Origin of the sequence: Pseudoxanthomonas sp. X-1, from assembly GCF_020042665.1 — a bacterium.
In the GTDB taxonomy this organism is placed as follows: domain Bacteria; phylum Pseudomonadota; class Gammaproteobacteria; order Xanthomonadales; family Xanthomonadaceae; genus Pseudoxanthomonas_A; species Pseudoxanthomonas_A spadix_A.
Genome location: NZ_CP083376.1, coordinates 2,381,430 through 2,408,166 on the forward strand (window position 1 = coordinate 2,381,430; position 26,737 = coordinate 2,408,166).

The following is a 26,737-nucleotide window of genomic DNA, read 5'->3' on the forward strand; positions in this document are numbered from 1 at the left end:
CGGCGGCTTGAACGCTGCGGCCCGCCGCGTGTGCCCCCAGGGGCCACGCGGCGGGTCGCTTTGCGTCAGCCCCAGCGGCACACCTTGAACACCGCCGCATCCCAGCGCGAGGCATCGTCGAAGGACCAGTGAAGGCCGCGCCGCGCATGGGCCGCGGCGCGCGCCGCGCGGGCGCGCTCGCAGGCATCGGCCCTCGGGATCCGCACCGGCGCCTGCCTCGACCTGGCGCCACGCGCGGAGCGTGCCCGCGAGGTGGCGCGAGGTGCGGCCTTGGCCAGCGAGGCCTGCCAGGCCTTCCGCGTCACTTCGATCCTGCGCTGCGCCTCGTCCCGGTCCAGGGGCGGGCCCGGCACGGCGACCAGCTCGGCCCGCACCCAGGTCTGCAGCGGCAGGCCGGCGCAGGGCGCCTCCTGATAGGCCACGCCTTGCGCGGCGGCGCAGCGATGGACCGCCTGTGCCCCGGCGTGGTCGGCGGCCAGGCTCAACAGCAGCAACAGCGCGCATCGGTGTCGCATTGTCTCGTCCCTCGGTGTCCGGAGGGCCTCAGGCTCGCGCGTGGCGCTGCCCCAGCCCATCGGACAACGCCGCCGGCGGGCGTCGGAAGGTGCCGCCCTGCATCCGCGCCGCCGTCGCCGACGTAATCCCCGGTGTCGCCCCCGGAGCCGATGCCGATGTCTGCCGTCTTGAAGCCCTTGTTGGACGCGTACACGATCCCGGCTTCGGCATGCCCCCCCATGCTGCTGACGCGCCATGCGCACTGAGCCTGTCATGGTCATCGCGCCTGCCGTGCCGGAGCGACGGCACGTTCCCCTGGATTGTGGAGGAAACGCGACATGGTCAATGCCTACCTGTGGCTCAACGCGCTGCTCTACATCGCCCTGGCGCTGTGGTGCACTCTGGCGCCTGACAGCACCGCGCAGGCGGTGGGATTCACCGGGCTCACGCCGGCCGGTCAGACCGAGTTCCTGGCGGTCTATGGCGGCATGGAGTTCGGCATCGGGCTGCTGTTCGCCTACTTCGCGCGCAGCCGGCAGCCGCGCAACGGCCTGGTCCTGGCCCTGCTCTTCTATGCGCCCATCGTGGCCTGGCGCGCCTATGCCATCGCGCGCTACGGGCTGCCGGGCGGCACGACCCTGGGGCTGGTGGTGGGCGAATGGCTGCTCCTGCTCGCCGGAGCGGGACTGTTCCTGTGGCAGCGCAACCGGGCCGGGTGAACGTGTCGAGACCGCATTAACGGGGCGCCCCGTAGGATCTGCCGCACTTTCCGCCCCCTCTCCAGAAGACGCGCGCCGCATGGCGGATTTCCCCGAACGCGACATCCAGGCCGACGATGCCGACCAGCTACTGCTGGCCACGGCCCGCGGCGACCATCTTGCGTTCGAGCGCCTGTACAAGGCGACTTCGCCGCGCCTGTACGCCGTGTGCCTGCGCGTGCTGACCCAGCGCAGCGAGGCCGAGGACGTGCTGCAGGAGGTCTACACCAATGTCTGGCGCAAGGCGGTGCAGTTCGATCCGGGCAAGGCCGGCGCGCTGACCTGGCTGTCGATGCTGGCGCGCAACCGCGCCATCGACCGCCTGCGCGCTGGTCGCAACGAGCGCCAGTCGGTTCCCATCGACCTGGGGCCTGAGCTGGTCGACGACGCCCCCGGCGCCGAACAGCTCGCCGACGCCGCCCTGGAGGCCCACGGCCTGGACGTCTGCCTGGAGGAACTGGAGCCGCAGCGGCGCACGCTGATCCGCACCGCCTTCTTCGAGGGCTGTACCTACGAGGAGCTGGCCACGCGCAGCCAGACCCCGCTGGGCACGGTGAAGAGCTGGATCCGCCGCAGCCTGGCCAAGCTCAAGGCGTGCCTGGAACGATGAACACTCGCGCCGACACCTTCGAACAGGATCCGCCGGACCACGGGCCACAGGCCGGCGAGTACGTGCTGGGCGTGCTCGACCAGGCGCAGCGGGCGCAGGTGCAAGCGCGCATCGCCCACGATCCGGCATTCGCCGCCGAGGTGGCGCAATGGGAGGCGCATCTGGCGCCGCTGCTCGAAGAGCTGCAGCCGGTGGCGGTGCCCGACTATGTCTGGGCGCGGCTGCGGGCTGCGCTGGCGCTGCCCGACGCGGCCGTGATGCCCGCCTCGTCCGCGACCACGGCCGCCCCGACCGGCTTCTGGAACAACCTGGGCCTGTGGCGCAGCGTCGGCATCGGCAGCCTGGCCACCGCCGTGGTGGCGGTGCTGGCGCTGGTGTCCACCCTGCGCAACGTGCCGCCGGCCCCGCAGCCGCCGCCGGTGGCGCAGCAGTCGCCCGCGGCCAGTGGCATGCCGCAGATGGTCTCCACCCTGGCCCAGGACGACGGCAGCACCGGCTACGTGGCGACCATGGACGCACGCAATGGGCGGATGACCATCATGCCGATGCAGCCGATGCACCAGGACGGGCGCGTGCCGGAGCTGTGGATCATCCCCAAGGGCGGCAAGCCGATCTCGATGGGCGTGATGGATCCCGAGCACCCGGTCGAGCATGTCCTGCCCGAGCCGATGCGCAAGCTGCTGCGCGCCGACGCCCTGCTGGCCGTGACGATGGAACCGCCAGGCGGCGCCCCGGGCGGCGTGGCCACCGGCCCGGTCGTCGCCAAGGGCGCCATCACCGCGCTGACGCTGGGCAGCTGACCCCTGCATCCGGGAGGGTGCGTGCCACGTACATCTCCTCACGCCTTGCCTGAAGGAGTCTTCGTGCCAGACCCGGCTCTCGCCGACGCGCCCGCCTCCCCTGCCCCGCCCGCCGCCCGCGCGCGCTGGTGGCAGGCGCTGCGGCGCTGGTTCGACACCGCCGCGGACACGCCGCTGGATGCGGCCCGGGCCGACCGCATCGACTGGCTGCGCGCGGTGCCCTTCATCTTCCTGCACCTGATGTGCCTGGGCGTGTTCTGGGTGGGCTGGTCGTGGTTCGCCGTCGCCACCGCGGTGGCGCTGTACGCGGCGCGCATGTTCGCGATCACCGCCTTCTACCATCGCTACTTCGCGCACAAGGCGTTCAAGACCTCGCGCCCGGTGCAGGCGGCCTTCGCCGCGCTGGGCGCGATGAGCGTGCAGCGTGGCCCGCTGTGGTGGGCCGCGCACCATCGCCACCACCATCGGGTCACCGATACGCCGGACGATCCGCATTCGCCGCGCCAGCATGGCTTCTGGTGGAGCCACATGGGCTGGTTCCTGACCCCGCGCGGTTTCCGCACCGACTGGGCCGCGATCCCGGACCTGCGTCGCTTCCCCGAGCTGCGCTTCATCGACCGCTTCGACCTGCTGCTGCCGGTGCTGCTGGCCGCCGGGCTGTTCGCGCTGGGCATGGCGCTGGAGCGCTGGGCGCCCTCGCTGCACACCAACGGGCCGCAGCTGCTGGTGTGGGGGTTCTTCGTCTCCACGGTGGTGCTGTTCCATGCCACGGTCACGATCAACTCGCTGGCGCACCGCTTCGGCTCGCGCCGCTTCGACACGCGCGATGACAGCCGCAATAACGCGCTGCTGGCGCTGCTGACCTTCGGCGAGGGCTGGCACAATAACCACCATCACTTCCCCGGCTCGGCGCGGCAGGGCTTCGTGTGGTGGGAGGTGGACCTGACCTGGTACGGGCTCAAGCTGATGGCGTGGCTGGGCCTGGTGCGCGACCTCAAGCCGGTGCCGCCCGGACTGCTGCGTCGCGCGCGGGGCACGCGATGAGCCGCATCGCGGTGGTCGGCGGCGGCATCGCCGGCATGGGCGCGGCCTGGGGCCTGTCGCAGCGTCATCAGGTGACGCTGTTCGAGGCCGGCGACTATCTGGGCGGGCATACGCACACCCACGAGATCGAGATCGAAGGGCGGCATTACGCGGTCGATACCGGCTTCATCGTGTTCAATCCGCTCCACTACCCGCTGCTGTCGCGCCTGTTCGACACGCTGGGCGTGGCCTCGCAGCCGACCACGATGAGCTTCTCGGTCAGCGATGCGCGCAGCGGGCTGGAATACAACGCCGGCACGCTGGCCGGCCTGTTCTGCCAGAAGCGCAACCTGGTCAGCCCGACGTTCTGGCGGATGCTGGGCGACCTGCGCCGTTTCTATCGCCAGGCGCCGCAGGTGCTGGCCCAGCCTGCGCCTGGCCCGACGCTGGGCGAGTACCTGGCCGCGAACGGCTACTCGGCCGCCTTCCGCGACGCGCACATCGTGCCGATGGCCTCGGCGCTGTGGTCCTCGCCGGCCAGGACGATCCTCGACTTCCCGATGCAGCACCTGGTGCGCTTCATGCACAACCACCACATGCTGCAGCTGACCGGGCGGCCGCCCTGGCGCGTGGTCAGCGGCGGCTCGAACCGCTATGTGCAGGCGCTGCGGCAAGCCTGGCGCGTGGAGGTGCAGCTGGCCACGCCCGTGCACGGTGTGAAGCGCCAGGCGCAGGGCGTGCGGCTGCGGACCGCCGCGGGCGAGCAGGACTTCGATGCCGTGGTGCTGGCCTGTCACGCCGACGATGCGCTGGCGCTGCTGGAGGACGCCGATCAGGAGGAGCGCGCGGTGCTCGGCGCGGTCACCTACCAGGACAACGACACCGTGCTGCATACCGATGCGCGCGTGCTGCCGCGCGACCGGCGCGCCTGGGCGGCGTGGAATGCGCGGCTGCCCGAGCAGGACGGCGACACCTGCACGGTGAGCTACTGGATGAACGCCCTGCAGTCGTTGGACGCGCCGGTGCCCTTCATCGTCAGCCTCAACCAGGACGCGCTCATCGACCCGGCGCGCGTGCTGCGCCGGATGCGCTACCGCCATCCGCACCAAACCGCCGCCTCGGTGGCCGCGCAGGCGGCGCTGCCGCGCATCCAGGGGCGCGGCCAGGTGTGGCACGCGGGCGCCGGCTGGGGCTTCGGCTTCCACGAAGACGGGCTGCGCAGCGGGCTGGACGTGGCCCGCGCACTGGGATCGCCATGGCCGTGAGCCAGGCCCGCGAAACGGTTTCGGCCCCGAGCCACGCGCACGATGCAAGTGCGCGTGCCGATGGTCGCGCGCGCGATGCCGCGTCGAGCGCGCTGGCGAGCGCGCTGTACGTAGGCCGCGTGCGCCATCGCCGCCACGCGCCCAGGCCGCATGCCTTCACCTGGCCGCTGTTCATGGCCTACCTGGACCTGGACGAACTGGAGCGCGTGTTCGCCGGGCGCTGGCTGTGGTCGCGCGAGCGCCGCAACGTTGTCGAGTTCCGGCGCGCGGACTTCCTCGGCGATGCCGTGGTGCCGCTGGATCAGGCGGTGCGCGACCTGGTAGAGGCGCGCACCGGCCAGCGGCCGCGCGGCCCGATCCGCATGCTCACCCACCTGCGCACCTTCGGCTACAGCTTCAATCCGGTGACGTTCTACTACTGTTTCGCCGCCGACGGCCGCACGCTGGAGACGCTGGTGGCGCAGATCACCAATACGCCGTGGAAGCAGCGCCATGCCTATGTGCTGCCGGTGGCGCAGGCCACGGTCGACGGCGAGTTCCTGCAGTGGCGCTTCGACAAGCGCTTCCATGTCTCGCCGTTCATGGCGATGGAACACGACTACCGCTGGCGCTTCGATGTGCCGGGGCAGGCGCTGCGCGTGCATATGGACGTGCTGTGCCCGCCCGATCCACAGGGCGGCCACGCGCGACGCTTCGACGCCACCCTGACCCTGCGGCGCCGGCCGATGACCGGCCGGCGCATGGCCGCGGCGCTGCTGCGCTATCCGCTGATGACCCTGCAGGTGATCGTCGGCATCCATTGGCATGCGCTGCGCCTGTGGCTGCGCGGCAATCCCGTCCACGACCATCCCGACAAGAGGGCCGCCCCATGACCCGACTCGACGCGTCCACCACACCGGCCGCCAGCACGCCGGCCGATTCCGGCAGCTTCGTCGAGCGTCTGCTGCGCCGCCGCCTGCTCGACACCCTGGGCCAGCTGCGCGGCGGTCGGCTGGTGCTCGAGGAGGCCGGCCAGATGCACGTGCTCGGCCACTGCGCGGCGGACGAGCCGGCGCCGCTGAGCGCCCACCTGCGCGTCCACGACCCGGCGTTCTGGCGCATGGCCGCCTTGAACGGCAGCGTCGGCGCCGGCGAGGCCTGGATGGAGGGACTGTGGGACTGCGACGACCTGGTCGCGCTGATGCGCCTGCTGGTGCGCAACCGCGACCTGCTCGACGCCATGGACAGCGGCACCGCGCGCCTGGGCGGCGCCGCGATGAGGCTGCTGCACGCCTGCGCGCGCAACACCCGCCGCGGCAGCCGGCGCAACATCGCCGCGCATTACGACCTGGGCAATGCGCTGTTCGCGCTGTTCCTGGACGAGAACCTGATGTACTCCTCGGCCATCTACGAGGACCAGGACGAGTCGCTGGAGGTCGCCGCCACCCGCAAGCTCGACCGCATCTGCCAGAAGCTGCAGCTGGGGCCGCAGCACCGCGTGGTGGAGATCGGCACCGGCTGGGGCGGCTTCGCGCTGCATGCGGCCGGGCGCTACGGCTGCCATGTCACCACCACCACGATCTCGCGCGAGCAGCACGACCTGGCCGCGCAGCGCATCGCGCAGGCCGGGCTGCAGGACCGCATCACCCTGCTGATGCGCGACTACCGCGACCTGGAGGGTCGCTTCGACCGGCTGGTCTCGATCGAGATGATCGAGGCCATCGGCCATCAGTACCTGGACACCTACTTCGCCAAAGTCGGCGACCTGCTGGCCCACGATGGCCAGGCGCTGATCCAGGCCATCACCATCGAGGACCACCGCTATGTGCAGGCGCGCGATTCGGTAGACTTCATCAAGCGGCATATCTTCCCGGGCAGCTTCATTCCTTCGGTCGCGGCGATGACCGGGGCGATGGCCAAGGCCAGCGACCTGCGCCTGTTCAACCTGGAAGACATCGGCCCCAGCTATGCGCTGACCCTGCGCGCCTGGCGCGCGCGCTTCACCAGCCGGCTCGACGAGGTCCGCGCCCTGGGCTACGACGCGCGCTTCATCCGCATGTGGGTGTTCTACCTGGCCTATTGCGAGGCCGGCTTCCTGGAGCGCTCCATCGGCGATGTGCAGCTGTGGCTGACCCGCCCCGGCGCGCGCGCCATGCAGTATCCCTACGCGTTGGCAGGCGCATGAACGGCTGGCTGATCCTGCATGTGCTGCTGGTGGCGTTGGTGGCCATGGTGCTGGCCTGGCTGTGGCAGCGCCGCACGCGCAACGCCGGCGTGGTCGACGTGGTCTGGGCCGCCGGCATGGCCGCCAGCGCGGTGTACTACGCCCTGGCGGCGAACGGTGCGGCCCTGCCGCGTGCACTGGTCGCGCTGCTGGGCGGGGCCTGGGGACTGCGCCTGGCCTGGCATCTGGGCCGGCGCGTGTTCGGCGATGCGCACGAGGACGGCCGCTACGCATACCTGCGCCAGCACTGGCACGACCACCAGGGCAAGTTCCTGCTGTTCTTCCTGGCCCAGGCGCTGATGATCGTGCTGCTGTCGCTGCCGTTCTGGATCGTGGCGCACAACCACGGCGCCGCGTTCTCGGGCTGGACGGCGGCCGGGATCGCGGTGTGGCTGGTGGCCGTGGCCGGCGAAAGCGTGGCCGATCGCCAGCTGGCCGCGTGGAAGCGCGATCCCGCGCACAAGGGCCGCACCTGCGACGCCGGCCTGTGGGCGTGGTCGCGCCATCCCAACTACTTCTTCGAGTGGGTGCACTGGTTCGCCTATGTGCTGCTGGCCGTCGGCCTGCCGTGGGGCTGGCTGCTGGCCGCCTTCAGCGGCCCGGTGCTGATGCTGGCCTTTCTGTATCGGCTCACCGGCATTCCCTTCACCGAAGCCCAGTCGCTGCGCAGCCGCGGCGAGGACTACGCGCGCTACCAGCGTCGGGTCAGCGCCTTCTTTCCGCGTCCGCCGAAGGCGTAGGCTTCATGGACTTCCAGATGGACGCGGCCAACAGCACCTCGTCGTCCCCGCGCAAGCGGGAACCCATGGACGTTGCCTTCCCGCCAGAAAGCCTCTGGATTCCCGCGTTCGCGGGAATGACGGGAGAGGGGCCTTGGCGGCTGAGCGCTCGACCTCACGGGCGCGCCCCATGACGCAGGACGCGCGCGTTCCAACGCCCCGCATTCGCGACAGATCCCATCACACGCATTGAATCCCCCTGGAGTTGCCGATGTCCGCCGCCCGCCCCCTGCCCGAACACGACGCCTCGCGCGAAAGCCTCGCCACGCGCCTGGCCGAATCCGGCCGCCTGCCCGACCCGCTGCTGCGCCTGGGCATCCGCCGCCAGTGCGCGCAGCGCCTGAAGGAGGAACGCCGCGGCGGCGCCGAGGCCGTGCGCCAGCGCCAGCAGGCGCTGCTCGACGCGCTGCGCCTGGACGCGATCGCGGTGGAGACCCAGGCCGCCAACCGCCAGCACTACGAGCTCCCGCCTGAGTTTTTCCGCCTGTGCCTGGGCAAGCACCTGAAGTACAGCAGCTGCCTGTGGGACGAGCACACCACCGAGCTGACCCAGGCCGAGGAGAAGATGCTGCGCCTGTACGGCGAGCGCGCCGATCTGGCCAATGCCAGCCGCATCCTTGAGCTCGGCTGCGGCTGGGGGTCGCTGACGCTGTGGATGGCCGAGCGCTATCCGAGGACCATGATCACCGCGGTGTCCAACTCGCGCCCGCAGAAGGAGTTCATCGAGGCGCGCTGCCGCGAGCGCGCGATCTTCAACGTCGAGGTCATCACCTGCGACGTCAACACGCTGCAGCTGCCGCAGGGCATGTTCGACCGCGTGGTGTCGATCGAGATGTTCGAGCACATGCGCAACTACCAGACGCTGATGGAGCGCGTGGCCGGCTGGCTCAAGCCGGGCGGCAAGCTGTTCGTGCACATCTTCTGCCACCGCGAGTTGGCCTATCTGTTCCAGACCGAGGGCGAGGACAACTGGATGGGACGGCACTTCTTCACCGGCGGGCTCATGCCGGCGGCCGACACGCTGCTGCAGTTCCAGGAGGCGCTGACCCTGGAGGAGCGCTGGCTGCTGCCCGGCACCCACTACGAGAAGACCGCCAACGCCTGGCTGGCCAACCAGGACGCGCACCGCGACCAGATCATGGGCCTGATGCGCCAGACCTACGGCGTGGCCGAGGCGGCGCGCTGGTACCAGCGCTGGCGCATGTTCTGGATGGCCTGCGCCGAACTGTTCGGCTACGCCGGCGGCAGCGAGTGGATGGTCGGCCACTACCGCTTCCGCAAGCCCGCCTGACGCGAGCGCTTCGCCCCTCCCCTTCGCGCGACCAGCGCAAGCGACCTGCCCCTCCTCTTTGCGCGAAGCGCAGGGGGAGGCCGGGAGGGGTGCGCTTCGCGGAGACCCTTCAGCCGCCGCTCAACGCTCCCTCAGGCAACAGGCAACTCCACCGTCGCCACCGCGCCACCCTCCTCGCCGTTGCGCAGCGCAACCCGCCCCCCGTGCAGGCGCACCACCTCGCGCACGAACGGCAACCCCAGCCCGGTGCCGCGACGCCCGCTGCCTGGCGCGGGCAGCGAGTAGAACCGCTCGAACACCCGCTCCAGCGCATAGTCCGGCACGCCCGGTCCGGCATCGCGCACGCGCAGCACCACCAGGCCCTCGCCGGAACGCGCAGACAGGACGATCCGTCCACCCCGCGGCGAGAACGCCAGCGCGTTGTCCAGCAGATTGGCCAGCGCCTGGCGCAGCAGGAAGGCATCGCCCTGCACCACCAGGCCCTCCTCGGCCTGCGTTTCCAGCGCGACCTCGACGGCCCGCAGGCGCGGCGCCATGGCCGCGGCCACCTGCGCGAACAGGTCCGCCACCGCCACCGGCGCGCGCGTCTGCAGCCAGCCATGCTGTTCGACCTCGGCCAGCGCCAGCAGCTTGTCGATGGTCTCGGTCAGCCGCTGCTGCTGGTCCAGGATGTTGCGCGCGAAGCGCTGGCGCTCGGCCTCCGGCAGCGGCTCCTGCAGCAGTTCCGCGGCGCCGCGGATGCCGGCCAGCGGGCTCTTCATCTCGTGGGTCAGCGACTGCACGTACTGCTCGACGTAGTCCTTGCCTTCCAGCTTGCGACGCATGGTCTCCAGCGCCCGGCCCAGGTCTCCGATCTCGTCGCGCCGCGGCTTCGGCGGGGGCACCGGCAGGCCGGCGCTGACCGCCTGCGCATAGCGGTTGAGGCGGCCGATGCCGCGCGCCAGCCACCAGGTCATCAGCACGCCGATCAGCACCGACAGCCCCACCAGCCAGCCGCCGCGCCGCAGGATGCTGCGCTGGCTGGCGGCGATGAACGGCTCGAAGGTGCGGTTGGGCTGTGACAGCGTCAGCACGCCGATCAGCCGCCGCGACGCGTCGCCCGGCGCATAGATCGGCGCGGCCACGTGCATCACCGTGTGGACCTGGTCGTCCGGCGCCTCAGGGCTGGAGCGCGCGCCGTACTGGCCGCGCAGCGTGCGGTAGACATCGTTCCAGCGCGAATTGTCGCGGCCCAGGTCCTGTCCGCGCGAGTCGAACACCACCACCCCGCGCGCGTCGGTGATGCTGACCCGGTAGTCGACGCGCTTCTTCGGGATCTGCCAGATGTGCGCGTCGACCTCGCGCTGGAACGCCAGATCCATGTCGCGCGCGAAGCGGCCCTGGCCGATGCGCCCGGCCGCCAGATCCTCGGCGGCCATCACCGCCAGCACGTTGGCCGTGTCCACCAGCGTGGACTCCATCGCCTGGCGCACGCCCGGCTTGACCTCGTCCACGAACACGCGCATGACGAAGAACGCCGCCAGGCCGGTGATCAGGAAGAACCCCAGGAACAGCCGCAGGCCCAGCTTCATCGGCTAGAGCTCCAGCGAGTAGCCCAGCCCCCGGTGCGTGCGCACCGGATCGGGCTGCGCGCCGGCCGCGCGCAGCTTGGCGCGCAGGGTCTTGATGTGCGTATCCACGGTGCGGTCGGCACTGTCGGCATCGCGGTCCCAGCCGCGGTCCATCAGCTGGGCGCGGCTGAGGATCGCGCCGGGGCGCTGCAGCAGCGCGGCCAGCAGCGCGTATTCGTAACGGGTCAGGTCCAGCGGCTGGTCGCGGAAACGGATGCGATGGCCTTCGTGGTCGATGGTGAACGCGCCTTGCGCGCGCTCGGCCGGCGCCGCGCTGGCCGGCCGGCGCAGGCGGGCGCGCACGCGCGCCACCAGCTCGCGCGGGGAGAACGGCTTGGCCACGTAGTCGTCCGCGCCCAGCTCCAGGCCCAGCACGCGGTCGATCTCGTCGTTGCGCGCGGTCAGGAACAGCACCGGCACCTGGCTGAAGGCGCGCAGCTGCCGGCACACCTCGAAACCGCTGCCGTCGGGCAGGCCGACGTCCAGCACCACCACGTCGATGCCGCCGCCGCGCAGGCGCGGCACCACCTCGCGCGCCAGCGCCACGTGCTCGGCCTGCAGGCCTTCGCTGCGCAGCGCATAGAGCACCGCGTCGGCGATGGCAGGCTCGTCTTCCACGACCAGGACCTTGGGCATGGCGCGCAGCATAGCCGTGCCCTGCCGCGCGCTCTATCCTTGCGCGCATGAACTATCGACACGCCTTCCATGCCGGCAACCACGCCGACGTGCTCAAGCACCTGGTCCTGGTCAACCTGCTGGAGGCGCTGAACCGCAAGGACAGCCCCTACTTCGTGCTCGACACCCACGCCGGGCGCGGCCACTACCTGCTGGCCTCGCCGGAGGCGCGCAAGACCTCCGAGGCCGAGCACGGGGTGTTCAAGCTGTTCGGCCAGCCGCAGCTGCACCCCAGCATCGAGGCCTACCTGCGCGCGGTGCAGGCGCACAACCCGGTCGGCGCGCTGGTGGCCTACCCCGGCTCGCCGCTGCTGGTGGCCCAGCACCTGCGCGAGGGCGACCGCCTGGCCGCCTGCGAACTGCAGCCCGAGGAGGCCCAGGCCCTGCGCGAGCTGTTCCACCGTGACGCGCGCGTGGCGGTGCATGCGCGCGACGGCTACGGCGCGATCAAGGCCCTGCTGCCGCCGCGCATCGGCCAGGTCAAGTACGGCCGTGGCCTGGTGCTGATCGACCCGCCCTACGAGGCGCAGGACGCCGAGTATCCGCAGATCATCGCCGCCGTGCGCGAGGGCCTGGCCCGCTGGCCCGGCGCCAGCTTCGCGGTCTGGTACCCGATCAAGCAGCGGCGCACGCTGCAGCCCTTCCTGCGCAAGGCCGCCGCGCTGCCGGCGCGCTCGGTCTGGCTGGCCGAGCTGCAGGTGCGCGCCGACGATTCGCCACTGCGGCTGGCCGGCAGCGGCATGCTGATGATCAACGCCCCCTGGCAGTTCGAGCAGGCCATCGCCCCGGCCCTGCCGCAGCTGCAGCAGGCCCTGGGCGAGGCCGGCGCGACCACCCGGCTGGAATGGCTGCGGCAGCCGGACTGACGCCTAGAACTTCTTGCGCAGGGTCACGAACACCTGCCGCGGCGCGCCGGCCTGCATCGTGTTGTTGAGCGAGGCGGCGGTGTTGAAGAACTGCCCCGAGCCCAGCGCGGCGATATAGCGCTTGTCCAGCAGGTTGGTGGCGTTGAGCTGGATCTCGCTGTTGTCCCAGATCCCGCCGGCGAGGCGGTAGCCCAGCGTCGCATCGACCAGGGTGTAGCCGGGCGTGGTGACATCGCCGGTGTAGGTCACGTTGCGCTTGGAGGTGTAGGCGCCGGACAGGTTGCCGAACAGCGTGCCGTTGTCGTAGTTGAGCTCCAGCTTGGCCAGCTGCTCGGGCGTGTCGACCGGCCGCACACCGCGCGTGGGCACCGTGGTGGTGCCGTTGACGGTGTCGTCGTCGTACTGGCTGTCGTTGTAGGAATAGGAGCCGATCAGCGACAGCGCCGGGTCGATGCGCCAGGTCAGGCCGGCCTCCACGCCCTGGCTGGTGACGCTGCCCACGTTCTGCAGCACGCTGGGATTGCCCAGGATGTTGGCCGAGCTGAAGGCCGCCAGCAGGCGGTTCTCGAACTTGACGTGGTACAGCGTCAGCGAGCCGCGCAGCGCATCGGCATCGAAGCGCCAGCCGCCCTCCACCGTGCGCGAGGTCTCCGGCTTGAGCGTGCCGCGGATCGCCTCGAATCCCGCCTGGGTGGTGCCGAATGGCCCGCGGAATGAGCTCTGGAAGGCACGCATGTTCTCGGCATAGTTGGCGAAGAACTCGCTGCCGCCCACGCGCCAGGCCGCGCCCACCTGCGGCTGGAACCAGTCCTTGGCCTCGATATGGCCATTGATGAACGGCGTGCCGGCCCGGGTGACGATGCCGTTGCGCACCTTGGCGCCCTTGAAGCCGGCGTCGATGGTCAGCCGATCGTTGACCGACCAGCGATCGCTCAGCGACACCTGGTTGGTGATGGTGGTGAGGTCGGTGAGGAAGTCGCTGCGGAACGGATCGGAGAGGAAGTCGGTCACGTCCGGGCGGTGGCTCAGACTGGCCGCGTAGTAGTTGCGATCGGTCGAGCCACGGTTGTCCTCATACCAGTAGGTCGCCTGCACGCTGTGCGCGCCCAGCGTGGCGGTGGCCTCCAGCAGCGCGCCATCGCGGTCCACGCCGTATTCGGTGGTGCGCACCGACAGCGGGAAACCATCGGGGCTGAACACCGCCGGCGTATAGATGCCGCCCGACCCCTTGTCGGTGTGACGGTAGTAGGTGCCCTTGAGGCTCAGCCAGTCGCCCACCGGCACTTCCAGCGTGCTGGCGCCCAGCCAGTCGCGGCGGATGCCGCCGCTGTCGTAATAGGTGTCGTTGACGGTCTTGTACGGCGCCGGGAACTGCGTGCCGGCCGACGGGAACGGCAGCGGCTTGCGCGCGGCGGCGGCCTTGCGGTTCGCATCGACCTGCGAGAGCAGGATCGCCGTGGCGTAGTCCGGCGCCAGGAAGTCCAGGTCGTAGCCGATGGTGCGCAGCGTGGCCGGCGAGAGGTCGGCGTAGTTGCGCTCGCGGTGCAGCGAGTAGTTGACCCAGGTGGTCAGCGTGGCGCGGCCGATCTCCTGCTCCCACTTGGTGTTGAGCTTGCGGTCGGGCTGGGTGCCGCTGCCCTTCCACTTGTCCGCGTCGTGGTAGACGCCGGAGATGGACAGGCGCGTGCCGGTGGACAGCTGGCCGGTCTCGGCGCGGGCGAAGACGTGCGTGGTCGCGTCGCTGCCATAGGTCGCGGCCACCTCGCCGCCGGCCTTGTCCTCCAGCGGCCGCGAATGGAACTGCAGGCTGCCGCCCAGGTTGCTGGTCGAGGCCACGCCCAGCCCGCCGGCGCCCTGGGCGAACACCACTCGGTCGATGTTCTCGGCGGCGATGGCGCGGCTGATGTGCAGGCCGTTCCAGGTGTTGTAGAACATGTCGCCCAGCGGCACGCCGTCCAGGGTGTAACCCATCTGGCTCTGGTTGAAGCCGCGCACCGACAGGCGCGTGCCCAGCTCGTAGGTGCCGAACGGATCGGAGGACTGCAGCGCCACGCCCGGCAGCCGGGCGATGGCCTTCAGCGGCGAGCTGCCCGGCGCCAGCAGGTCGATGGCCTGGGCCGAGACCGTCTGCTCGGCGCGCACGGCGCCATCGCCGTACACCACGATCTGCGACAGCTCGGCGGGCTTGGAAGGATCGGTGGCGGCGGCGCCATCGGTGGTCTGGGCGTGCAGCGGCGCGGCCAGCACGGTCAGGACCACCGGCAGCCGCGAGGCGAACGCGAGGCGTGATGTCATGGGGAGATGGCACAGATACGGGGCCAGCGACCATATCGGCGCTGCGCTGCAGCAATACGACGGGGACATGACAGTCCGGTGTGGGTGGCATGTCGGCGGCGCTGGTCCAACGCCGCGCGGCGATGGGCGAACGCCGCAGGCGCAACGCTTGGACGTCCATGGAGTCCCGCGTTCGCGGGGATGACGGTGGTGGTTGCCACCGTCGTTGACGTGGCTTGGCCGCTGCCAATGACCGGCAGGGGCGAAGTTGCGTCCGCGCCGTGTCAGCGCCGATCCCGTCGCGCAACGGTCATCAAACCCGCCTGGCCACGGCCTTCAGGCTGGAAAGCTCACCACGGCCATCGCGCCTTGAACCTCACCCTCGTCGTTCCCGGGCACGCGCGAACCCAGGCGCTTCCACGCGAACGGCTCAAGGTCCTGCCCCAAACGGCGCACGGGTGTCAGCCAGACGACCAACCCGTGTCCAAGCCATGTCACCCAAATGCGCCGCTCTCCCGGCCACCCATCCCGTGTCCGCGCCCTCATCTTCCATGTCAATCCGGACTTCACCCGGCCCGTGCCAGCATCGCGACCATGAGCGGGCAAAAGCGACTGCCGCCGTGGCATGAGAACTTCCGGTTGCGTGACGGCCGGGAACTGCTGATCCGCCCCATCCGGCAAGAGGATGCGGCGCCGATCCGTGGTGCATTCGAGCTGCTGGAACCGATCGAGATCCGCCAGCGCTTCCTCACGACCATGGCCGAACTTCCGGCGGACCAGGCCGCGCGCCTGTGCAGTCCGGACCCCAGAACCGAATTCGCCCTGGTGGCGGCCGAGCCCTTGCCGCCCGGCGAGGCGCTGGTGGGCGCGGTGGCCCGGGCGCGGGTGCTGCCCGAAGGCCAGCAGGCCGAGTACGCCGTGCTGGTCAGCCGCTTCATCGCCGGCCAGGGCATCGGACGCCATCTGATGCGCCGGCTGGTGAAGTGGGCGCGCGGGCGCAACCTGCGCCAGCTGCGCGGCGATGTGCAGGACGACAACCAGCCGATGCTGCAGCTGGTCAAGTCGCTCGGCTTCCGCGTCCTGCCCGAGCGCCCGGCCCAGGGGTTGGTGCGCGTGGTGCTGGACCTGGACACCGCCGACGGCCGCCTGCCCGCCGAGACCGCCGGACCGGTCTGACGGCCGCGCCCTGCCCGGAGGTTCCGCGCCGTCGGCGTCACGCGGCCGGGCTCGCCGGCCACGTTAAAATGCCCGGCTGATGAGCAAGCCCGTCCCTTCCCCGCCGCTGCCTCGCGCCGGCCACGCGCGCGCCTGGTGGCGCGCCCCCGCCTCCCCGACCGCCCTGGCCTGGTACCTGATCCAGGCCGCGCGCGCCCACGACGGCCCGCTGCTGGCCATCGCCGCGGACAACCACGCCGCGCACCAGATCGAATCGGACCTGCACACCCTGCTCGGCCCCGACGCCGCGCTGCCGGTGCTGCCGTTCCCGGACTGGGAAACCCTGCCCTACGACCGCTTCAGCCCGCATCCTGACATCGTCTCCCAGCGCCTGGCCGCGCTGAACCGCCTGCCCACCCTGGGGCGCGGCATCGTCGTCGTGCCGGTGCAGACCCTGATGCAGCGCCTGGCGCCGGTGGCGCGCATGTCCGGCAGCAGCTTCGACTACAAAGTCGGCGAGAAGCTGGACTTCGACACCGAGAAGCGCCGGCTGGAGGCGGCCAGCTACCGCAACGTGCCGCAGGTGCAGGACCCGGGCGACTTCGCCGTGCGTGGCGGCCTGCTGGACGTCTATCCGATGGGCGCCAAGGCGCCGCTGCGCATCGAGCTGTTCGACGAGAGCATCGACACCATCCGCGCCTTCGACCCGGAGACCCAGCGCTCGCTGGAGAAGACCGAGGCGATCCGCATCCTGCCCGGGCGCGAGGTGCCGCTGGACCCGCGCAGCGTGGAGAAGGCGATGAACGCGCTGCGCGAGCGCTTCGACGTGGACACGCGCCGCAGCAGCCTCTACCAGGACCTCAAGTCCGGCCTGGCACCGGCCGGCATCGAGTACTACCTGCCGCTGTTCTACGAGCAGACCGCCACCCTGTTCGACTACGTGGGCGACAAGGCGCTGCCGGTGCTGGCCGATGCCGCGCTGGCCAACGCCGACGCGTTCTGGCTGCAGGCGCAGTCGCGCTACGAGCAGCGCCGGCACGACGTCGAGCACCCGGTGCTGCCGCCCGAGGAGCTGTACCTGGCGCCCAACCCGCTGCGCGAGCTGCTCAACCAGCGCCCGCGCGTGGAGCTGTGCGGGCCGACGCATCCGCGCGTGGAGGACGCCGCGCCGCTGGGCGAGGTCCCGCTGCCGCCGCTGCCGCTGGCCCCGCGCGACGCGCCCGCCGGCCAGGCGCTGCGCCAGTTCATCGAAGGCTACCCCGGCGGCGTGCTGGTAGCGGCCGATTCGGCCGGCCGCCGCGAGGCGCTGCTGGAGGTGATGCAGTCGGCCGGGCTGAAGCCGCAGGTGGTCCCCGACTTCACCGCCTTCCTCGGCGGACGCGCTGCCAGCGACGGCGATGCCGCGCCGCTGAAGTTCGTCATCGCCGTGTCGCCGCTGGAAGACGGCTTCGCCCTGGAGGCCCCGCGCATCGCGGTGCTGACCGAGCGCCAGCTGTTCCCCGAGCGCGCCAACCAGCCGCATCGCCGGCGCCGCAGCGGCAAGGAGCCCGAGGCGATCATCCGCGACCTGGGCGAGCTGTCCGAGGGCGCGCCGATCGTGCACGAAGACCACGGCGTGGGCCGCTACCGCGGCCTGGTGACGCTGGAGGCCGGCGGCATGCCGGCCGAGTACGTGGAGATCGAGTACGCCAAGGGCGACCGTCTGTACGTGCCGGTGGCCCAGCTGCACCTGATCAGCCGCTACTCCGGCGCCTCGGTGGAGACCGCGCCGCTGCATTCGCTCGGCGGCGAGGCCTGGACCAAGGCCAAGCGCCGCGCCGCGGAGAAGGTGCGCGACGTGGCCGCAGAGCTGCTGGAAATCCAGGCCCGCCGTCAGGCCCGTGCCGGCCTGGCGCTGGACGTGGACCGCGCCATGTACGAGCCCTTCGCCGCGACCTTCCCCTTCGAGGAGACGCCGGACCAGCACGCGGCCATCGAGGCCGTGCTGCGCGATCTGGCCAGCAGCCAGCCGATGGACCGGGTGGTCTGCGGCGACGTGGGCTTCGGCAAGACCGAGGTCGCCGTGCGCGCGGCCTTCGCCGCGGCCAGCGCCGGCAAGCAGGTGGCCGTGCTGGTGCCGACCACGCTGCTGGCCGAGCAGCACTACCGCAACTTCCGCGACCGCTTCGCCGACTGGCCGCTGCGCGTGGAAGTGCTCTCGCGCTTCAAGTCGACCAAGGAGATCAAGGCCGAGCTGGCCAAGGTGGCCGAGGGCCAGCTGGACGTGATCGTCGGCACCCATCGCCTGCTGCAGGCCGACGTCAAATTCAAGGATTTGGGCCTAGTGATCGTCGATGAGGAGCAGCGCTTCGGCGTGCGCCAGAAGGAGGCGCTCAAGGCCATGCGCGCCAACGTGCACCTGCTCACCCTGACCGCCACGCCGATCCCGCGCACGCTCAACATGGCCATGGCCGGCCTGCGCGACCTGTCGATCATCGCCACCCCGCCGGCCAACCGCATGGCGGTGCAGACCTTCGTCACCGTCTGGGACGAGGCGCTGCTGCGCGAGGCCTTCCAGCGCGAGCTCGCCCGCGGCGGCCAGGTGTACTTCCTGCACAACGACGTGGAGAGCATCGGCCGCATGCAGCGCGACCTGCAGGCGCTGGTGCCCGAGGCGCGCATCGGCGTGGCCCACGGTCAGATGCCCGAGCGCGAGCTGGAACAGGTGATGCTGGGCTTCCAGAAGCAGCGCTTCAACGTGCTGCTGTGCTCGACCATCATCGAGTCGGGCATCGACATCCCCAACGCCAACACCATCATCATCAACCGCGCCGACCGCTTCGGCCTGGCCCAGCTGCACCAGCTGCGCGGCCGCGTCGGCCGCTCGCACCACCGCTCCTACGCCTATCTGGTCGCGCCGGAAACCCGCGCGCTGACCGACGACGCGCGACGCCGGCTGGAGGCGATCTCCTCGATGGACGAACTGGGCGCCGGCTTCATGCTCTCCACCCACGACCTGGAGATCCGCGGCGCCGGCGAACTGCTGGGCGAGGACCAGAGCGGCCAGATGGCCGAGATCGGATTCAGTCTGTACACCGAGCTGCTGGACCGCGCCGTGCGCTCGATCCGCCGCGGCCACCTGCCCGACGTGGACGTCGGCGAAGAAGCCCGCGGCGCCGAGATCGGCCTGCACGTGCCGGCCCTGATTCCCGAGGACTACCTGCCCGACGTGCACACCCGCCTGACCCTGTACAAGCGCATCTCCAGCGCCCGCGACGTGGACGAGCTGCGCGAGCTGCAGGTCGAGATGATCGACCGCTTCGGCCTGCTGCCCGACCCGGTCAAGCACCTGTTCGCCACCGCCGAACTCAAGCTCAGCGCCGACGCGCTGGGCATCCGCAAGCTGGAGCTGGGCGAGAGTGGCGGCCGCATCGTGTTCGAGGCCAAGCCCAAGGTCGACCCCATGACCGTCATCCAGCTGATCCAGAAGCAGCCCCGCATCTACGCCATGGACGGCCCGGGCAAGCTGAAGATCAAGCTGCCCCTGCCCGAGCCGGCCGACCGGTTCAACGCGGCCAAGGGGCTGATGGCGGCGCTGGCGCCGGCGGGGTGATGCGGCACCGAGCCCGCGAACTGAGGTAGATTGGCGTCGTCGGGCCCGGCGGCGTGCCGGGGTCCTTTCCAAGGAGTTGGAATCATGAAGCGCGAACGGTTGATCCTGCTGGCGGTATTTGTGGCCGCCCTTTTGGTCCATTCGCTCGGCGCACCAGCCACACACTTCGCCGACGATGCATTCACCATGGGCTACCGCGTCGGGGCGGCCATTGGCGCGGCAGTGCGTGACATGGGTTACGCAGCCATCGGGCTGGTTCTGTTTCGCGCCCTGGATCGACGCCGCACCGAACGCGCCATGACCGCGGGCACGCTGGGAGCGCGCTGAGCCTTTTGAGACCCCGAAGCTGCCTGCATGCCAGTCTCGGCCCTCTCGTACTGTCGGCAGGACCTGATCATTCCGTCCTGACGTCGCTTTGCGGCGCGACTTAACTTAGACCCAGGTGCTCGCATGAAGTTGCTCGCACACTTAGTCCTCTTCGTTGCTCTTATGGCGATCTGCGCGACAGGGCGCGCGACCTCATCATTGTCGTTCGAGGGTCAAGGCTACTGGTTGGACCTTGAGATTGGACACACCGATCAGCCAGTCGTAGCAAGCATCACTTTCCACAAGCCAGGAGACTCGAGGGGCGTCGTTCTGCGCGACAATTTTCTGGTGAAAGTTTTCGACGTCCGCAGCAAGAGACTGGTTCTTGACTACAAAGGCGGTGATCCTCGGGTAGGGCCGTTCACGCTCATCGTCCATGGTGAAAGAGCCACACTTGAAACGGCTGGAACTCACATAAATTCTGATTTCAACTGGCTCATGTAGATGCGCGACCACGCACCTACCAGTTCATTCAAGCCAACACCGCTTCGCGGCGCTGGCTGACTTAAGATTTTGCACGACGCGTGACCCCACAAATTCATTCAAGCCGACCCACTTAGCAGGTCGCCCTACTTCATGCGACAGGCACCAGGTCATGCATACCGCGGACGTTGAGATTTACTCAGACCAGACCAACGCAGCGGTGCTGCGGCATCCGGGACGGCGCTTTCCTGGCGTGCTGATCCAAGGTGATTCGCTCCACGCTCTCTGTGTGCAGGCGGACGATGCTTGTGCTGCAGCAAAGGGAAAGTTGGACTCTGATGCGTATGTGGAGCTCAACCACCTGCGCAATGCCCTTTGGGGCTATCTCAATCACTACAAATCTGTACTTGGTGAGCACGAGCTCCCCCTGCCGTTTGGTTAGGACGCAAGTGCCTAATGATCAATTTAAACCACTTCGACCATTACGAAGATAGTAGGCGTGCTAAGCAGCAGGCAGTAGACCTTCTATTGAATTGACCAAGCCAGTTTCCATGAACTATCGAAGCATCTTGAAGACGGTCGGCGTGATGCTGGTGCTGTTCGGGCTGATCGACTTGGCATTGATGATCTACTGCGTGGTCAACGGCTTGGGCTACTCCTCGAGCTTCAACATCTTTGCCATCGCAGCGGGCGTCTTCCTGATGCGGGGCAGTCTCCGCGCCGCACACGTGATTACTGTGCTTTGCGCCTTCATCATGGGCGCGCTCATCGGCGTGACGCTCCTGATCCTTCCATTTGTCCTACCGATCGGCTTGCTGGTGACGCAGGTCAAGCTGCATCCCGGACAGAGCCTCCTGTCATGGTTGGCAGCCCTGCTGTGCCTGGGTTTACTGGTCTGGACCTATCGCCAGCTGCGTAGAGCGCCCGTGCTGGAGGCGTCGCACGCGGCCGGCCGCCGCATGGCCCGGCCGTACTTCACTTTCGGAGTGGGCCTAGCGTTCGCCATTCTGATGGCCGCCCTGCTCCATGTGACGCTTCACGGCACAGCTGCCAGCAAGGCCGTCGCGCTGGTGCGACAACAACTGGGGCCTGGCTACAAGTACGCCACGCAATCCATCCAGTGGGGTGGCGGGCGTGGCCGTGCCGTCGTGGCCGCTTACAACGACCATGAGATCAAGTACGTTCCGGTGCAGTGGGATGATCAGGAACCCTGAGGCTCCTGCACAGGAACTTTGCGCCTGAATCCGATTCCGTCCCACGGAAGCTCTGCGGACATTGGTATCCATCAACCATACGACGCTGGGCGCGGCAGACGCCGCCATATAAAGAGCATTACCAAATGAACATCCGTAAAGCGCAGCCAGAAGACCATCCATCGCTCCTTGGCATCTGGGAACAATCGGTGCGCGCGTCGCACGATTTCCTGTCGGAGCAAGACATCGAATCGGCTGCTTCGCCTCGTGCGCGATCATGCCTTGCCGGCTCTTGAAGTCTGGATCCTGTGCGACGAGGCGTCATCGCCGATCGGCTTCATGGAGTTGGACGATAACAAGGTGGAGGCATTGTTCATTGCTCCCACCAGCTTTCGGCGGGGCGGCGGAAAGGTCATGCTTGAGCATGCGAGAAAACTGAAAGGCGCCCTGAAGGTGGACGTCAACGAGCAGAATCCCCGTGCGGTCGCGTTTTACCTCTCCAATGGATTTGTCATCTCTGGCCGCTCCCCCTTGGATGCCCAAGGGTTGCCATTCCCGTTGTTGCATCTGGATGAGGCCAGTCCGAGCGCCGCATAGCCGCTCGAACCAACGCCGCTTCGCGGCTCGGTTTCAGGCCGGGGATGTGAGCGCTACAGGCGAAGTCAGGTTCGCTTGTCGAGCAGCGAGAGAAGCGATCCGACCTCTCCTTCTGCTACGCCAGATCTTCCGCTTTGAATCGCAGAACCCGTGCCGGTCATCAGCGCCAGCGCCGCAGCACGCGCATCGGCGTCCAGTTCGACCAGCGCCTCGAAGCGCTCGCTGGCCCAGGTCGCGATCGGCACGCCGTCGCGGTAGACCACGCGGTTGCCGGGCACGCGCGGGATGCGTTCACCCGGCAAGACGGTGCCGAGCAGGTTGGCGGGGTCGCAGGCCGAGAGCGCCAGCAGGCGGCCCTCGTGCGGGCGGCGGCGGGTGTCGCGCAGCAGGCCGATCGCTTCGGGCAGGGCGAACTGTTCGCCGCTCAGGCCTTCGATGAAGCGGCCGCCGCGGATCTCGCCGCGCGCTTCCAGGCGCTGGTAGACGCGGGAGAGTTCGCGCCAGGGCGGCAGCCAGGCGGCCTCGCGTTCGAGCAGGCGCCAGGCGACCACGCCATAGCGCTGCAGCAGCACGCGGGCGATATGTTCGACCGAGGACGTGCGGGCCTCGGCCTGCAGGGCGCGGGCCTGCGCATCGTCGGCCTCGGCCTCCGGCGCGCTGCGCACCAGTGCCCAGCGGCCTGCATCCTGGATGCCGAACAGCGGCACGCGCCGGCGCTTGCGCGACAACGCGGACGGGCGCTTGGAGGCCGGCACCAGCAGCGCGCGCAGGCCGCCGAAGCTGTCGCAACGCGCGCGGCCGCGGGCGACCAGTTCGGACAAGGCGTCTTCCAGTTCGGTGGACAGCAGCCGCGTGCCCTCGGCGATCTCGTCGAAGAACGAGGCGCCATGCATCGCCAGATAGTCGGCCACCCGCTGCGCGCGTGAGCCCAGCGCGGCCTCGCCCTCGCCGTGCGGTGCCAGCCGCGTCCAGTGGGCGGCGGTGCGGCGCGGCAGCAGCAGGATCGGCGTGGCGCGCAGCGACTGGCCGGTGCCGCCGGCCGGCTTGGCGACCTTGGTGGCGGCCTTCGCGCGCGAGGCGCTGGATCCCCGCGTGCGTGGGGATGACGGAACCACCGAGGTCGAGGTGCCGGGCGCCGGACGCAGGCGCGTCCACAGGGTGCGGCCGGCGCTGCACAGTTCGTCCAGCCACGAAGGCGCGTAGTCGCGCACGCGGGCCGCGAGCAGTTCGTGCTCCCACACCGCGGCCTGCGCTTCGTAGCCTTCCAGTTGGGCCAGGACGCCGGCCAGGGCCTCGGGGCCGGCCACGCGCGATTCGGCATCCAGATGCTGCCAGCGGAACAGGAAGCGCGCGTAGTCGCGCGCCGGGACCGGCTCGATCTCGCGCCGCAGCCGGCCCAGCGTGTAGCGATGGATGCGCGCCAGCAGGTGGCGCTCGCACCACTCGTCCTGCGCGGCGCCGGGCGTGAAGCGGCCGGCGATGACGAAGCCATCGGACTGCAGGGCCAGCAGGCCGGCCTGCACCTGGGTCAGCGGCAGCTGCAGGTCCGCCGCGATCACGGCCGCCGGCAGCGGGCCGAATCCGGACAGGCGTGCGCGCAGCAGCTCGCGCAAGGCCGGCTCGGACTGCCAGTCCTCCACTTCGTAGCCGCGCGGCGCGGCGATGGCCGGCTCGGGGACGGCGCCGGCGTAGAGCGGGCCGAACTGGGCCAGGCGCTCGGCGGCGATCCACAGCCCCGGCGCGCCCTGCGCATCGACCAGCCGTGCGGCGCGGCCGGCCTGGGTCAGCTGCTGCAGCCAGCCGGCCCAGCCGGCGTTGGCCTGGATCTCCGCCGGCGTCAGCACGCCCAGGCCGCTCAGGGCCTCGTGCAGTTCGTCGGCGTCGCGCGCCTGCGGCCAGGCCTCGGCGCGCACGGCGGCGATGGCCTCCGGATCGAGCCGGCCCAGGTCGTCGGCCGTTTCCGGGTCGCCGTAGCGGCGCGACTGCACGGCCTGGGTGCGGCGTTCCTCCAGCGGCGCGTCGTCGAGGAAGGCGTAGGGCCGTGCGTTGAGCGCCTCGGCCGCCAGCGGCGAGGGGCCGGTCAGGTCGCGCGCCAGCAGGCGCACCTGGCCGCTTTCCATGCGCCGCAGCAGCGCCAGCCAGCCTTGCGCGTCCATCGCTTCGTGCAGGCAATCCTCCAGCGTCTGCGCGACCAGCGGATGGTCGGGGACTTCGCGTTCGCCGACGATGTTCTCCAGGCAGGCGACCTGGTCGGGGAAGACGGTGGCCAGCAGATCCTCGGACTTCATGCGCTGCAGCTGCGGCGCGGTCTTGCGGCCGCCGGTGAAGCGCGGCAACGCCAGCGCGTTGGTCGCGTTCCAGCGCCAGCGCACGCCGAACAGCGGCGCATCCAGCAAGGCCTGCACCAGTACTTCCTCCGCACTGCCGGACTTGAGGTAGTGCCAGACCTCCTCCAGCGGGAAGCTGTGGCTGGTGGACAGGGACAGCACGATGGCGTCCTCGGTCGCGGCGGCCTGCAGCTCGAAGTTGAAGGTGCGGCAGAAGCGCTTGCGCAGCGCCAGGCCCCAGGCGCGGTTGAGCCGGCTGCCGTAGGGGCTGTGGATGACCAGCTGGGTCCCGCCGCTGCCATCGAAGAAGCGCTCCATCACCAGCTGCTGCTGGGTCGGCAGCGCGCCCAGCGCGGTCGCCGCGGCGACCAGGTAATCGGCGATCTGCCGCGCGGCCTCGGCGTCGAGCCCCGGCTGCGTGCGCAGCAGCGCGAGCACGGCCTCGCGTCCGCCCTGCTCCGCCGCCTCGCCCACCTCCGCGCGCAGGCGCGAGACCGCCTGCGACAGTTCGTCGGTGCGGCCCGGCGCCTCGCCGAGCCAGAACGGGATGTTGGGCGCGGCGCCGCGCGCATCCTCCACCCGCACCCGGCCCGGCTCCACGCGCAGGATGCGATAGCTGGTATTGCCCAGCTGGAACACGTCGCCGGCCAGGCTCTCGACCGCGAAGTCCTCGTTGACCGTGCCGATGGTCTGCGCCTGCGGTTCCAGCAGGACGCTGTAGTCGCCGGTCTCGGGGATGGTGCCGCCGCTGGTCAGGGCCGTCATGCGCGCGCCGCGGCGCTGGCGCAGGCGGCCGTTGACCGCATCGCGGTGCACGTAACCGGCGCGCTGGCCGTTGCGGGTGGCGAAGCCCTCGGAGAGCATGCGCACCACCGCGTCGAATTCTTCGCGCGTCAGCCGCGCATACGGCCAGGCGCCACGCACCAGGTCGAACAAGGCGTCCTCGTCCCAGTCCTGGGTGGCGGTCTCGGCCACGATCTGCTGGGCCAGCACGTCGCGCGGCGCCTCGAGCAGGTGGAGTGCGTCCAGTTCGCCGCGCCGCACGGCGTCGAGCAGCGCGGCGCATTCAACCAGCTCATCGCGCGACTGCGGAAACAGCCGCGCCTTGGGCGTGCCGCCGACCGCATGGCCGGAACGCCCGGCGCGCTGCAGGAAGGTGGCGATGGAGCGCGGCGAGCCGATCTGGCAGACCAGGTCCACATCGCCAATGTCCAGGCCCAACTCCAGCGAGGCGGTGGCCACCAGCACCTGCAGCTGCCCGGCCTTGAGGCGCTGCTCGGCCAGCAGCCGCGCCTCGCGCGCCAGGCTGCCGTGGTGCGCGGCCACCGCATCCTTGCCCAGCAGCTCGCCCAGGTGTCGGGTCACGCGCTCGGCCATGCGCCGGGTGTTGACGAACACCAGCGTGGTGCGGTGCGCGCGCACCAGTTCGGCGATGCGCTCGTGGATCTGCTGCAGCTGGTCGCCGGACAGCACCACCGAGAGCGGCGTGGGCGGCAGTTCCAGCGCCAGGTCGCGCCGGCGCGTATAGCCAATATCGACGATGGCGCAGTCCGGCGTGTCCCCGTGCACGTGGCGGCTGCCGACCAGGAAACGGGCGACCTCCTCGATCGGCTTCTGCGTGGCCGACAGACCCACACGCACCGGCGGGCGTTCGCACAGATGCGCCAGGCGTTCCAGTGACAGCGCCAGATGGCTGCCGCGCTTGCTGGCGGCAACCGCGTGGATCTCATCGACGATGACGGTGCGCACATGGCGCAGGGAGGCGCGGCCCGATTCGCTGCCCAGCAGCACGTACAGCGACTCGGGCGTGGTCACCAGCACATGCGGCGGCAGCCTGCGCGCCGCGGCGCGCTCGCGCTGCGGCGTGTCACCGGTGCGCACGGCGGTGCGGATGGCCACATCGGGCAGCGCCAGCGCGCGCAGTTCGGCGCGGATGCCGGCCAGCGGCGCTTCCAGGTTCAGATGGATGTCGTTGGACAGCGCCTTGAGCGGCGAGACGTACAGCACCCGGGTCTCGTCCGGCAGCGCGCCGCCGGCTTCCACGCCCTCGCTCACCAGCGCATCCAGCGCCGCCAGGAAGGCGGTCAGCGTCTTGCCCGACCCGGTCGGCGCGGCCACCAAGGTGTGCCGCCCCGACTGGATCGCCGGCCACGCCTGCGCCTGGGCGTCCGTCGGCGACGGAAACGCCCCGGCGAACCAGCGCTGGACGGCGGGATGGAAGGGCAGGACGGTGGGCATGACGGGCACGCGGGGGGGTGACTCCAAGATGGGGACGGGCACGGCCGCGGTCAACACGGCCCGCCGGACCTGTTGTGACGCGATGCAGAACCCGAAATGAGACCGGCGCCTCGGAACCCCACGCCAAGCAAAGGCTTTTGCAACGCGGGGTTTGCGTTTTTTTTAGGTCCTCACCGATAGCGTCCTAATTGCCCGCC

Annotated in this window: 22 protein-coding genes; 16 read left to right on the plus strand and 6 right to left on the minus strand. The window is 70.1% G+C overall.

What is annotated here, in order from left to right; translation table 11 throughout:
* Nucleotides 1-65: 65 nt before the first annotated feature.
* Nucleotides 66-515 (minus strand): hypothetical protein, encoded by a 450-nt coding sequence (locus tag LAJ50_RS10545; protein ID WP_130553060.1) that lies wholly within the window; start codon nt 513-515, stop codon nt 66-68.
* A 318-nt stretch (nt 516-833) separates the two neighbouring features.
* Between LAJ50_RS10545 and LAJ50_RS10550 the strand changes: the two genes are divergently transcribed.
* The 9 genes from LAJ50_RS10550 to LAJ50_RS10590 all read left to right on the plus strand — a co-directional run bounded on the left by LAJ50_RS10550 (nt 834) and on the right by LAJ50_RS10590 (nt 9,224).
* The gene (locus LAJ50_RS10550; RefSeq protein WP_138651030.1) at nt 834-1,214 is read left to right on the plus strand and encodes a DUF4345 family protein; all 381 of its coding nucleotides are present in this window, start codon (nt 834-836) and stop codon (nt 1,212-1,214) included.
* A gap of 79 nt (nt 1,215-1,293) precedes the next feature.
* Nucleotides 1,294-1,863, plus strand: a complete 570-nt coding sequence (locus LAJ50_RS10555) for a sigma-70 family RNA polymerase sigma factor (protein WP_138651029.1) — start codon at nt 1,294-1,296, stop codon at nt 1,861-1,863.
* Complete coding sequence (locus tag LAJ50_RS10560) at nt 1,860-2,663, plus strand: anti-sigma factor (protein ID WP_138651028.1); 804 nt, start codon at nt 1,860-1,862, stop codon at nt 2,661-2,663. Before LAJ50_RS10555 ends, LAJ50_RS10560 begins: the two co-directional genes overlap by 4 nt.
* Before the next feature lie 138 nt (nt 2,664-2,801).
* Nucleotides 2,802-3,707, plus strand: a complete 906-nt coding sequence (locus tag LAJ50_RS10565; RefSeq protein ID WP_138651128.1) for an acyl-CoA desaturase — start codon at nt 2,802-2,804, stop codon at nt 3,705-3,707.
* A complete protein-coding gene (locus LAJ50_RS10570; protein WP_138651027.1) occupies nt 3,704-4,951 on the plus strand; it encodes an FAD-dependent oxidoreductase in 1,248 nt (415 codons plus the stop codon). Before LAJ50_RS10565 ends, LAJ50_RS10570 begins: the two co-directional genes overlap by 4 nt.
* A gap of 92 nt (nt 4,952-5,043) precedes the next feature.
* A complete protein-coding gene (locus tag LAJ50_RS10575) occupies nt 5,044-5,823 on the plus strand; it encodes a DUF1365 domain-containing protein (protein WP_224096570.1) in 780 nt (259 codons plus the stop codon).
* Nucleotides 5,820-7,115 (plus strand): cyclopropane-fatty-acyl-phospholipid synthase family protein, encoded by a 1,296-nt coding sequence (locus tag LAJ50_RS10580; RefSeq protein WP_138651025.1) that lies wholly within the window; start codon nt 5,820-5,822, stop codon nt 7,113-7,115. The genes LAJ50_RS10575 and LAJ50_RS10580 overlap by 4 nt, the downstream gene beginning before the upstream one ends.
* Nucleotides 7,112-7,894 carry a DUF1295 domain-containing protein gene (locus LAJ50_RS10585; RefSeq protein WP_138651024.1) on the plus strand — a complete coding sequence of 261 codons (783 nt, stop codon included), beginning with the start codon at nt 7,112-7,114 and terminating at the stop codon, nt 7,892-7,894. Before LAJ50_RS10580 ends, LAJ50_RS10585 begins: the two co-directional genes overlap by 4 nt.
* A gap of 250 nt (nt 7,895-8,144) precedes the next feature.
* Nucleotides 8,145-9,224 (plus strand): cyclopropane-fatty-acyl-phospholipid synthase family protein, encoded by a 1,080-nt coding sequence (locus LAJ50_RS10590; RefSeq protein WP_138651023.1) that lies wholly within the window; start codon nt 8,145-8,147, stop codon nt 9,222-9,224.
* Between the two features lie 131 nt (nt 9,225-9,355).
* Here the strand turns inward: LAJ50_RS10590 and creC are convergent, their stop codons facing one another.
* The gene (creC, locus tag LAJ50_RS10595) at nt 9,356-10,795 is read right to left on the minus strand and encodes a two-component system sensor histidine kinase CreC (RefSeq protein ID WP_138651022.1); all 1,440 of its coding nucleotides are present in this window, start codon (nt 10,793-10,795) and stop codon (nt 9,356-9,358) included.
* Nucleotides 10,796-10,798: 3 nt separating this feature from the next.
* Nucleotides 10,799-11,482: a two-component system response regulator CreB gene (gene creB, locus LAJ50_RS10600; protein ID WP_138651021.1), complete on the minus strand. Its 684-nt coding sequence runs from the start codon at nt 11,480-11,482 to the stop codon at nt 10,799-10,801.
* 35 nt (nt 11,483-11,517) lie between these two features.
* On the opposite strand from creB, the gene rlmJ reads away from it, so the two are divergent.
* The gene (rlmJ, locus tag LAJ50_RS10605) at nt 11,518-12,375 is read left to right on the plus strand and encodes a 23S rRNA (adenine(2030)-N(6))-methyltransferase RlmJ (RefSeq protein WP_130553071.1); all 858 of its coding nucleotides are present in this window, start codon (nt 11,518-11,520) and stop codon (nt 12,373-12,375) included.
* Nucleotides 12,376-12,378: 3 nt separating this feature from the next.
* Here the strand turns inward: rlmJ and LAJ50_RS10610 are convergent, their stop codons facing one another.
* Complete coding sequence (locus tag LAJ50_RS10610) at nt 12,379-14,670, minus strand: TonB-dependent receptor (RefSeq protein WP_171044508.1); 2,292 nt, start codon at nt 14,668-14,670, stop codon at nt 12,379-12,381.
* Between the two features lie 573 nt (nt 14,671-15,243).
* Here LAJ50_RS10610 and LAJ50_RS10615 point away from each other — a divergent pair.
* The 3 genes from LAJ50_RS10615 to LAJ50_RS10625 all read left to right on the plus strand — a co-directional run bounded on the left by LAJ50_RS10615 (nt 15,244) and on the right by LAJ50_RS10625 (nt 19,723).
* Nucleotides 15,244-15,825, plus strand: coding sequence for a GNAT family N-acetyltransferase (locus LAJ50_RS10615; RefSeq protein WP_130553073.1), 582 nt, complete (start codon nt 15,244-15,246; stop codon nt 15,823-15,825).
* A 79-nt stretch (nt 15,826-15,904) separates the two neighbouring features.
* Complete coding sequence (gene mfd, locus LAJ50_RS10620; protein ID WP_138651019.1) at nt 15,905-19,396, plus strand: transcription-repair coupling factor; 3,492 nt, start codon at nt 15,905-15,907, stop codon at nt 19,394-19,396.
* A gap of 84 nt (nt 19,397-19,480) precedes the next feature.
* Nucleotides 19,481-19,723 carry a hypothetical protein gene (locus tag LAJ50_RS10625; RefSeq protein WP_138651018.1) on the plus strand — a complete coding sequence of 81 codons (243 nt, stop codon included), beginning with the start codon at nt 19,481-19,483 and terminating at the stop codon, nt 19,721-19,723.
* 195 nt (nt 19,724-19,918) lie between these two features.
* Here LAJ50_RS10625 and LAJ50_RS10630 read toward each other — a convergent pair whose 3' ends face one another.
* Complete coding sequence (locus LAJ50_RS10630; protein WP_171044507.1) at nt 19,919-20,140, minus strand: hypothetical protein; 222 nt, start codon at nt 20,138-20,140, stop codon at nt 19,919-19,921.
* Nucleotides 20,141-20,357: 217 nt separating this feature from the next.
* On the opposite strand from LAJ50_RS10630, the gene LAJ50_RS10635 reads away from it, so the two are divergent.
* From LAJ50_RS10635 to LAJ50_RS10645, 3 genes are all read left to right on the plus strand, one after another.
* Entirely contained in the window at nt 20,358-20,627 is a 270-nt protein-coding gene (locus tag LAJ50_RS10635) for a hypothetical protein (RefSeq protein WP_138651017.1), read from the plus strand.
* A gap of 109 nt (nt 20,628-20,736) precedes the next feature.
* The gene (locus tag LAJ50_RS10640) at nt 20,737-21,399 is read left to right on the plus strand and encodes a hypothetical protein (protein ID WP_138651016.1); all 663 of its coding nucleotides are present in this window, start codon (nt 20,737-20,739) and stop codon (nt 21,397-21,399) included.
* A gap of 246 nt (nt 21,400-21,645) precedes the next feature.
* A complete protein-coding gene (locus tag LAJ50_RS10645; protein ID WP_224096294.1) occupies nt 21,646-21,975 on the plus strand; it encodes a GNAT family N-acetyltransferase in 330 nt (109 codons plus the stop codon).
* A gap of 65 nt (nt 21,976-22,040) precedes the next feature.
* On the opposite strand, the gene LAJ50_RS10650 is transcribed toward LAJ50_RS10645, so the two are convergent.
* Entirely contained in the window at nt 22,041-26,540 is a 4,500-nt protein-coding gene (locus tag LAJ50_RS10650; protein WP_138651015.1) for a DEAD/DEAH box helicase, read from the minus strand.
* Nucleotides 26,541-26,737 lie beyond the last annotated feature (197 nt).

Coding starts and splice junctions, on each gene's coding strand:
- rlmJ (WP_130553071.1), top strand. CDS start 11,518: ATGAACTATCGACACGCCTTCCATGCCGGCAACCACGCCGACGTGCTC.
- LAJ50_RS10635 (WP_138651017.1), top strand. CDS start 20,358: ATGCATACCGCGGACGTTGAGATTTACTCAGACCAGACCAACGCAGCG.
- LAJ50_RS10555 (WP_138651029.1), top strand. CDS start 1,294: ATGGCGGATTTCCCCGAACGCGACATCCAGGCCGACGATGCCGACCAG.
- mfd (WP_138651019.1), top strand. CDS start 15,905: ATGAGCAAGCCCGTCCCTTCCCCGCCGCTGCCTCGCGCCGGCCACGCG.
- LAJ50_RS10610 (WP_171044508.1), bottom strand. CDS start 14,670: ATGACATCACGCCTCGCGTTCGCCTCGCGGCTGCCGGTGGTCCTGACC.
- LAJ50_RS10570 (WP_138651027.1), top strand. CDS start 3,704: ATGAGCCGCATCGCGGTGGTCGGCGGCGGCATCGCCGGCATGGGCGCG.
- creC (WP_138651022.1), bottom strand. CDS start 10,795: ATGAAGCTGGGCCTGCGGCTGTTCCTGGGGTTCTTCCTGATCACCGGC.
- LAJ50_RS10650 (WP_138651015.1), bottom strand. CDS start 26,540: ATGCCCACCGTCCTGCCCTTCCATCCCGCCGTCCAGCGCTGGTTCGCC.
- LAJ50_RS10580 (WP_138651025.1), top strand. CDS start 5,820: ATGACCCGACTCGACGCGTCCACCACACCGGCCGCCAGCACGCCGGCC.
- LAJ50_RS10625 (WP_138651018.1), top strand. CDS start 19,481: ATGAAGCGCGAACGGTTGATCCTGCTGGCGGTATTTGTGGCCGCCCTT.
- LAJ50_RS10560 (WP_138651028.1), top strand. CDS start 1,860: ATGAACACTCGCGCCGACACCTTCGAACAGGATCCGCCGGACCACGGG.
- LAJ50_RS10545 (WP_130553060.1), bottom strand. CDS start 515: ATGCGACACCGATGCGCGCTGTTGCTGCTGTTGAGCCTGGCCGCCGAC.
- LAJ50_RS10590 (WP_138651023.1), top strand. CDS start 8,145: ATGTCCGCCGCCCGCCCCCTGCCCGAACACGACGCCTCGCGCGAAAGC.
- LAJ50_RS10615 (WP_130553073.1), top strand. CDS start 15,244: ATGAGCGGGCAAAAGCGACTGCCGCCGTGGCATGAGAACTTCCGGTTG.
- LAJ50_RS10630 (WP_171044507.1), bottom strand. CDS start 20,140: ATGGACGATGAGCGTGAACGGCCCTACCCGAGGATCACCGCCTTTGTA.
- LAJ50_RS10640 (WP_138651016.1), top strand. CDS start 20,737: ATGAACTATCGAAGCATCTTGAAGACGGTCGGCGTGATGCTGGTGCTG.
- LAJ50_RS10550 (WP_138651030.1), top strand. CDS start 834: ATGGTCAATGCCTACCTGTGGCTCAACGCGCTGCTCTACATCGCCCTG.
- creB (WP_138651021.1), bottom strand. CDS start 11,482: ATGCTGCGCGCCATGCCCAAGGTCCTGGTCGTGGAAGACGAGCCTGCC.
- LAJ50_RS10585 (WP_138651024.1), top strand. CDS start 7,112: ATGAACGGCTGGCTGATCCTGCATGTGCTGCTGGTGGCGTTGGTGGCC.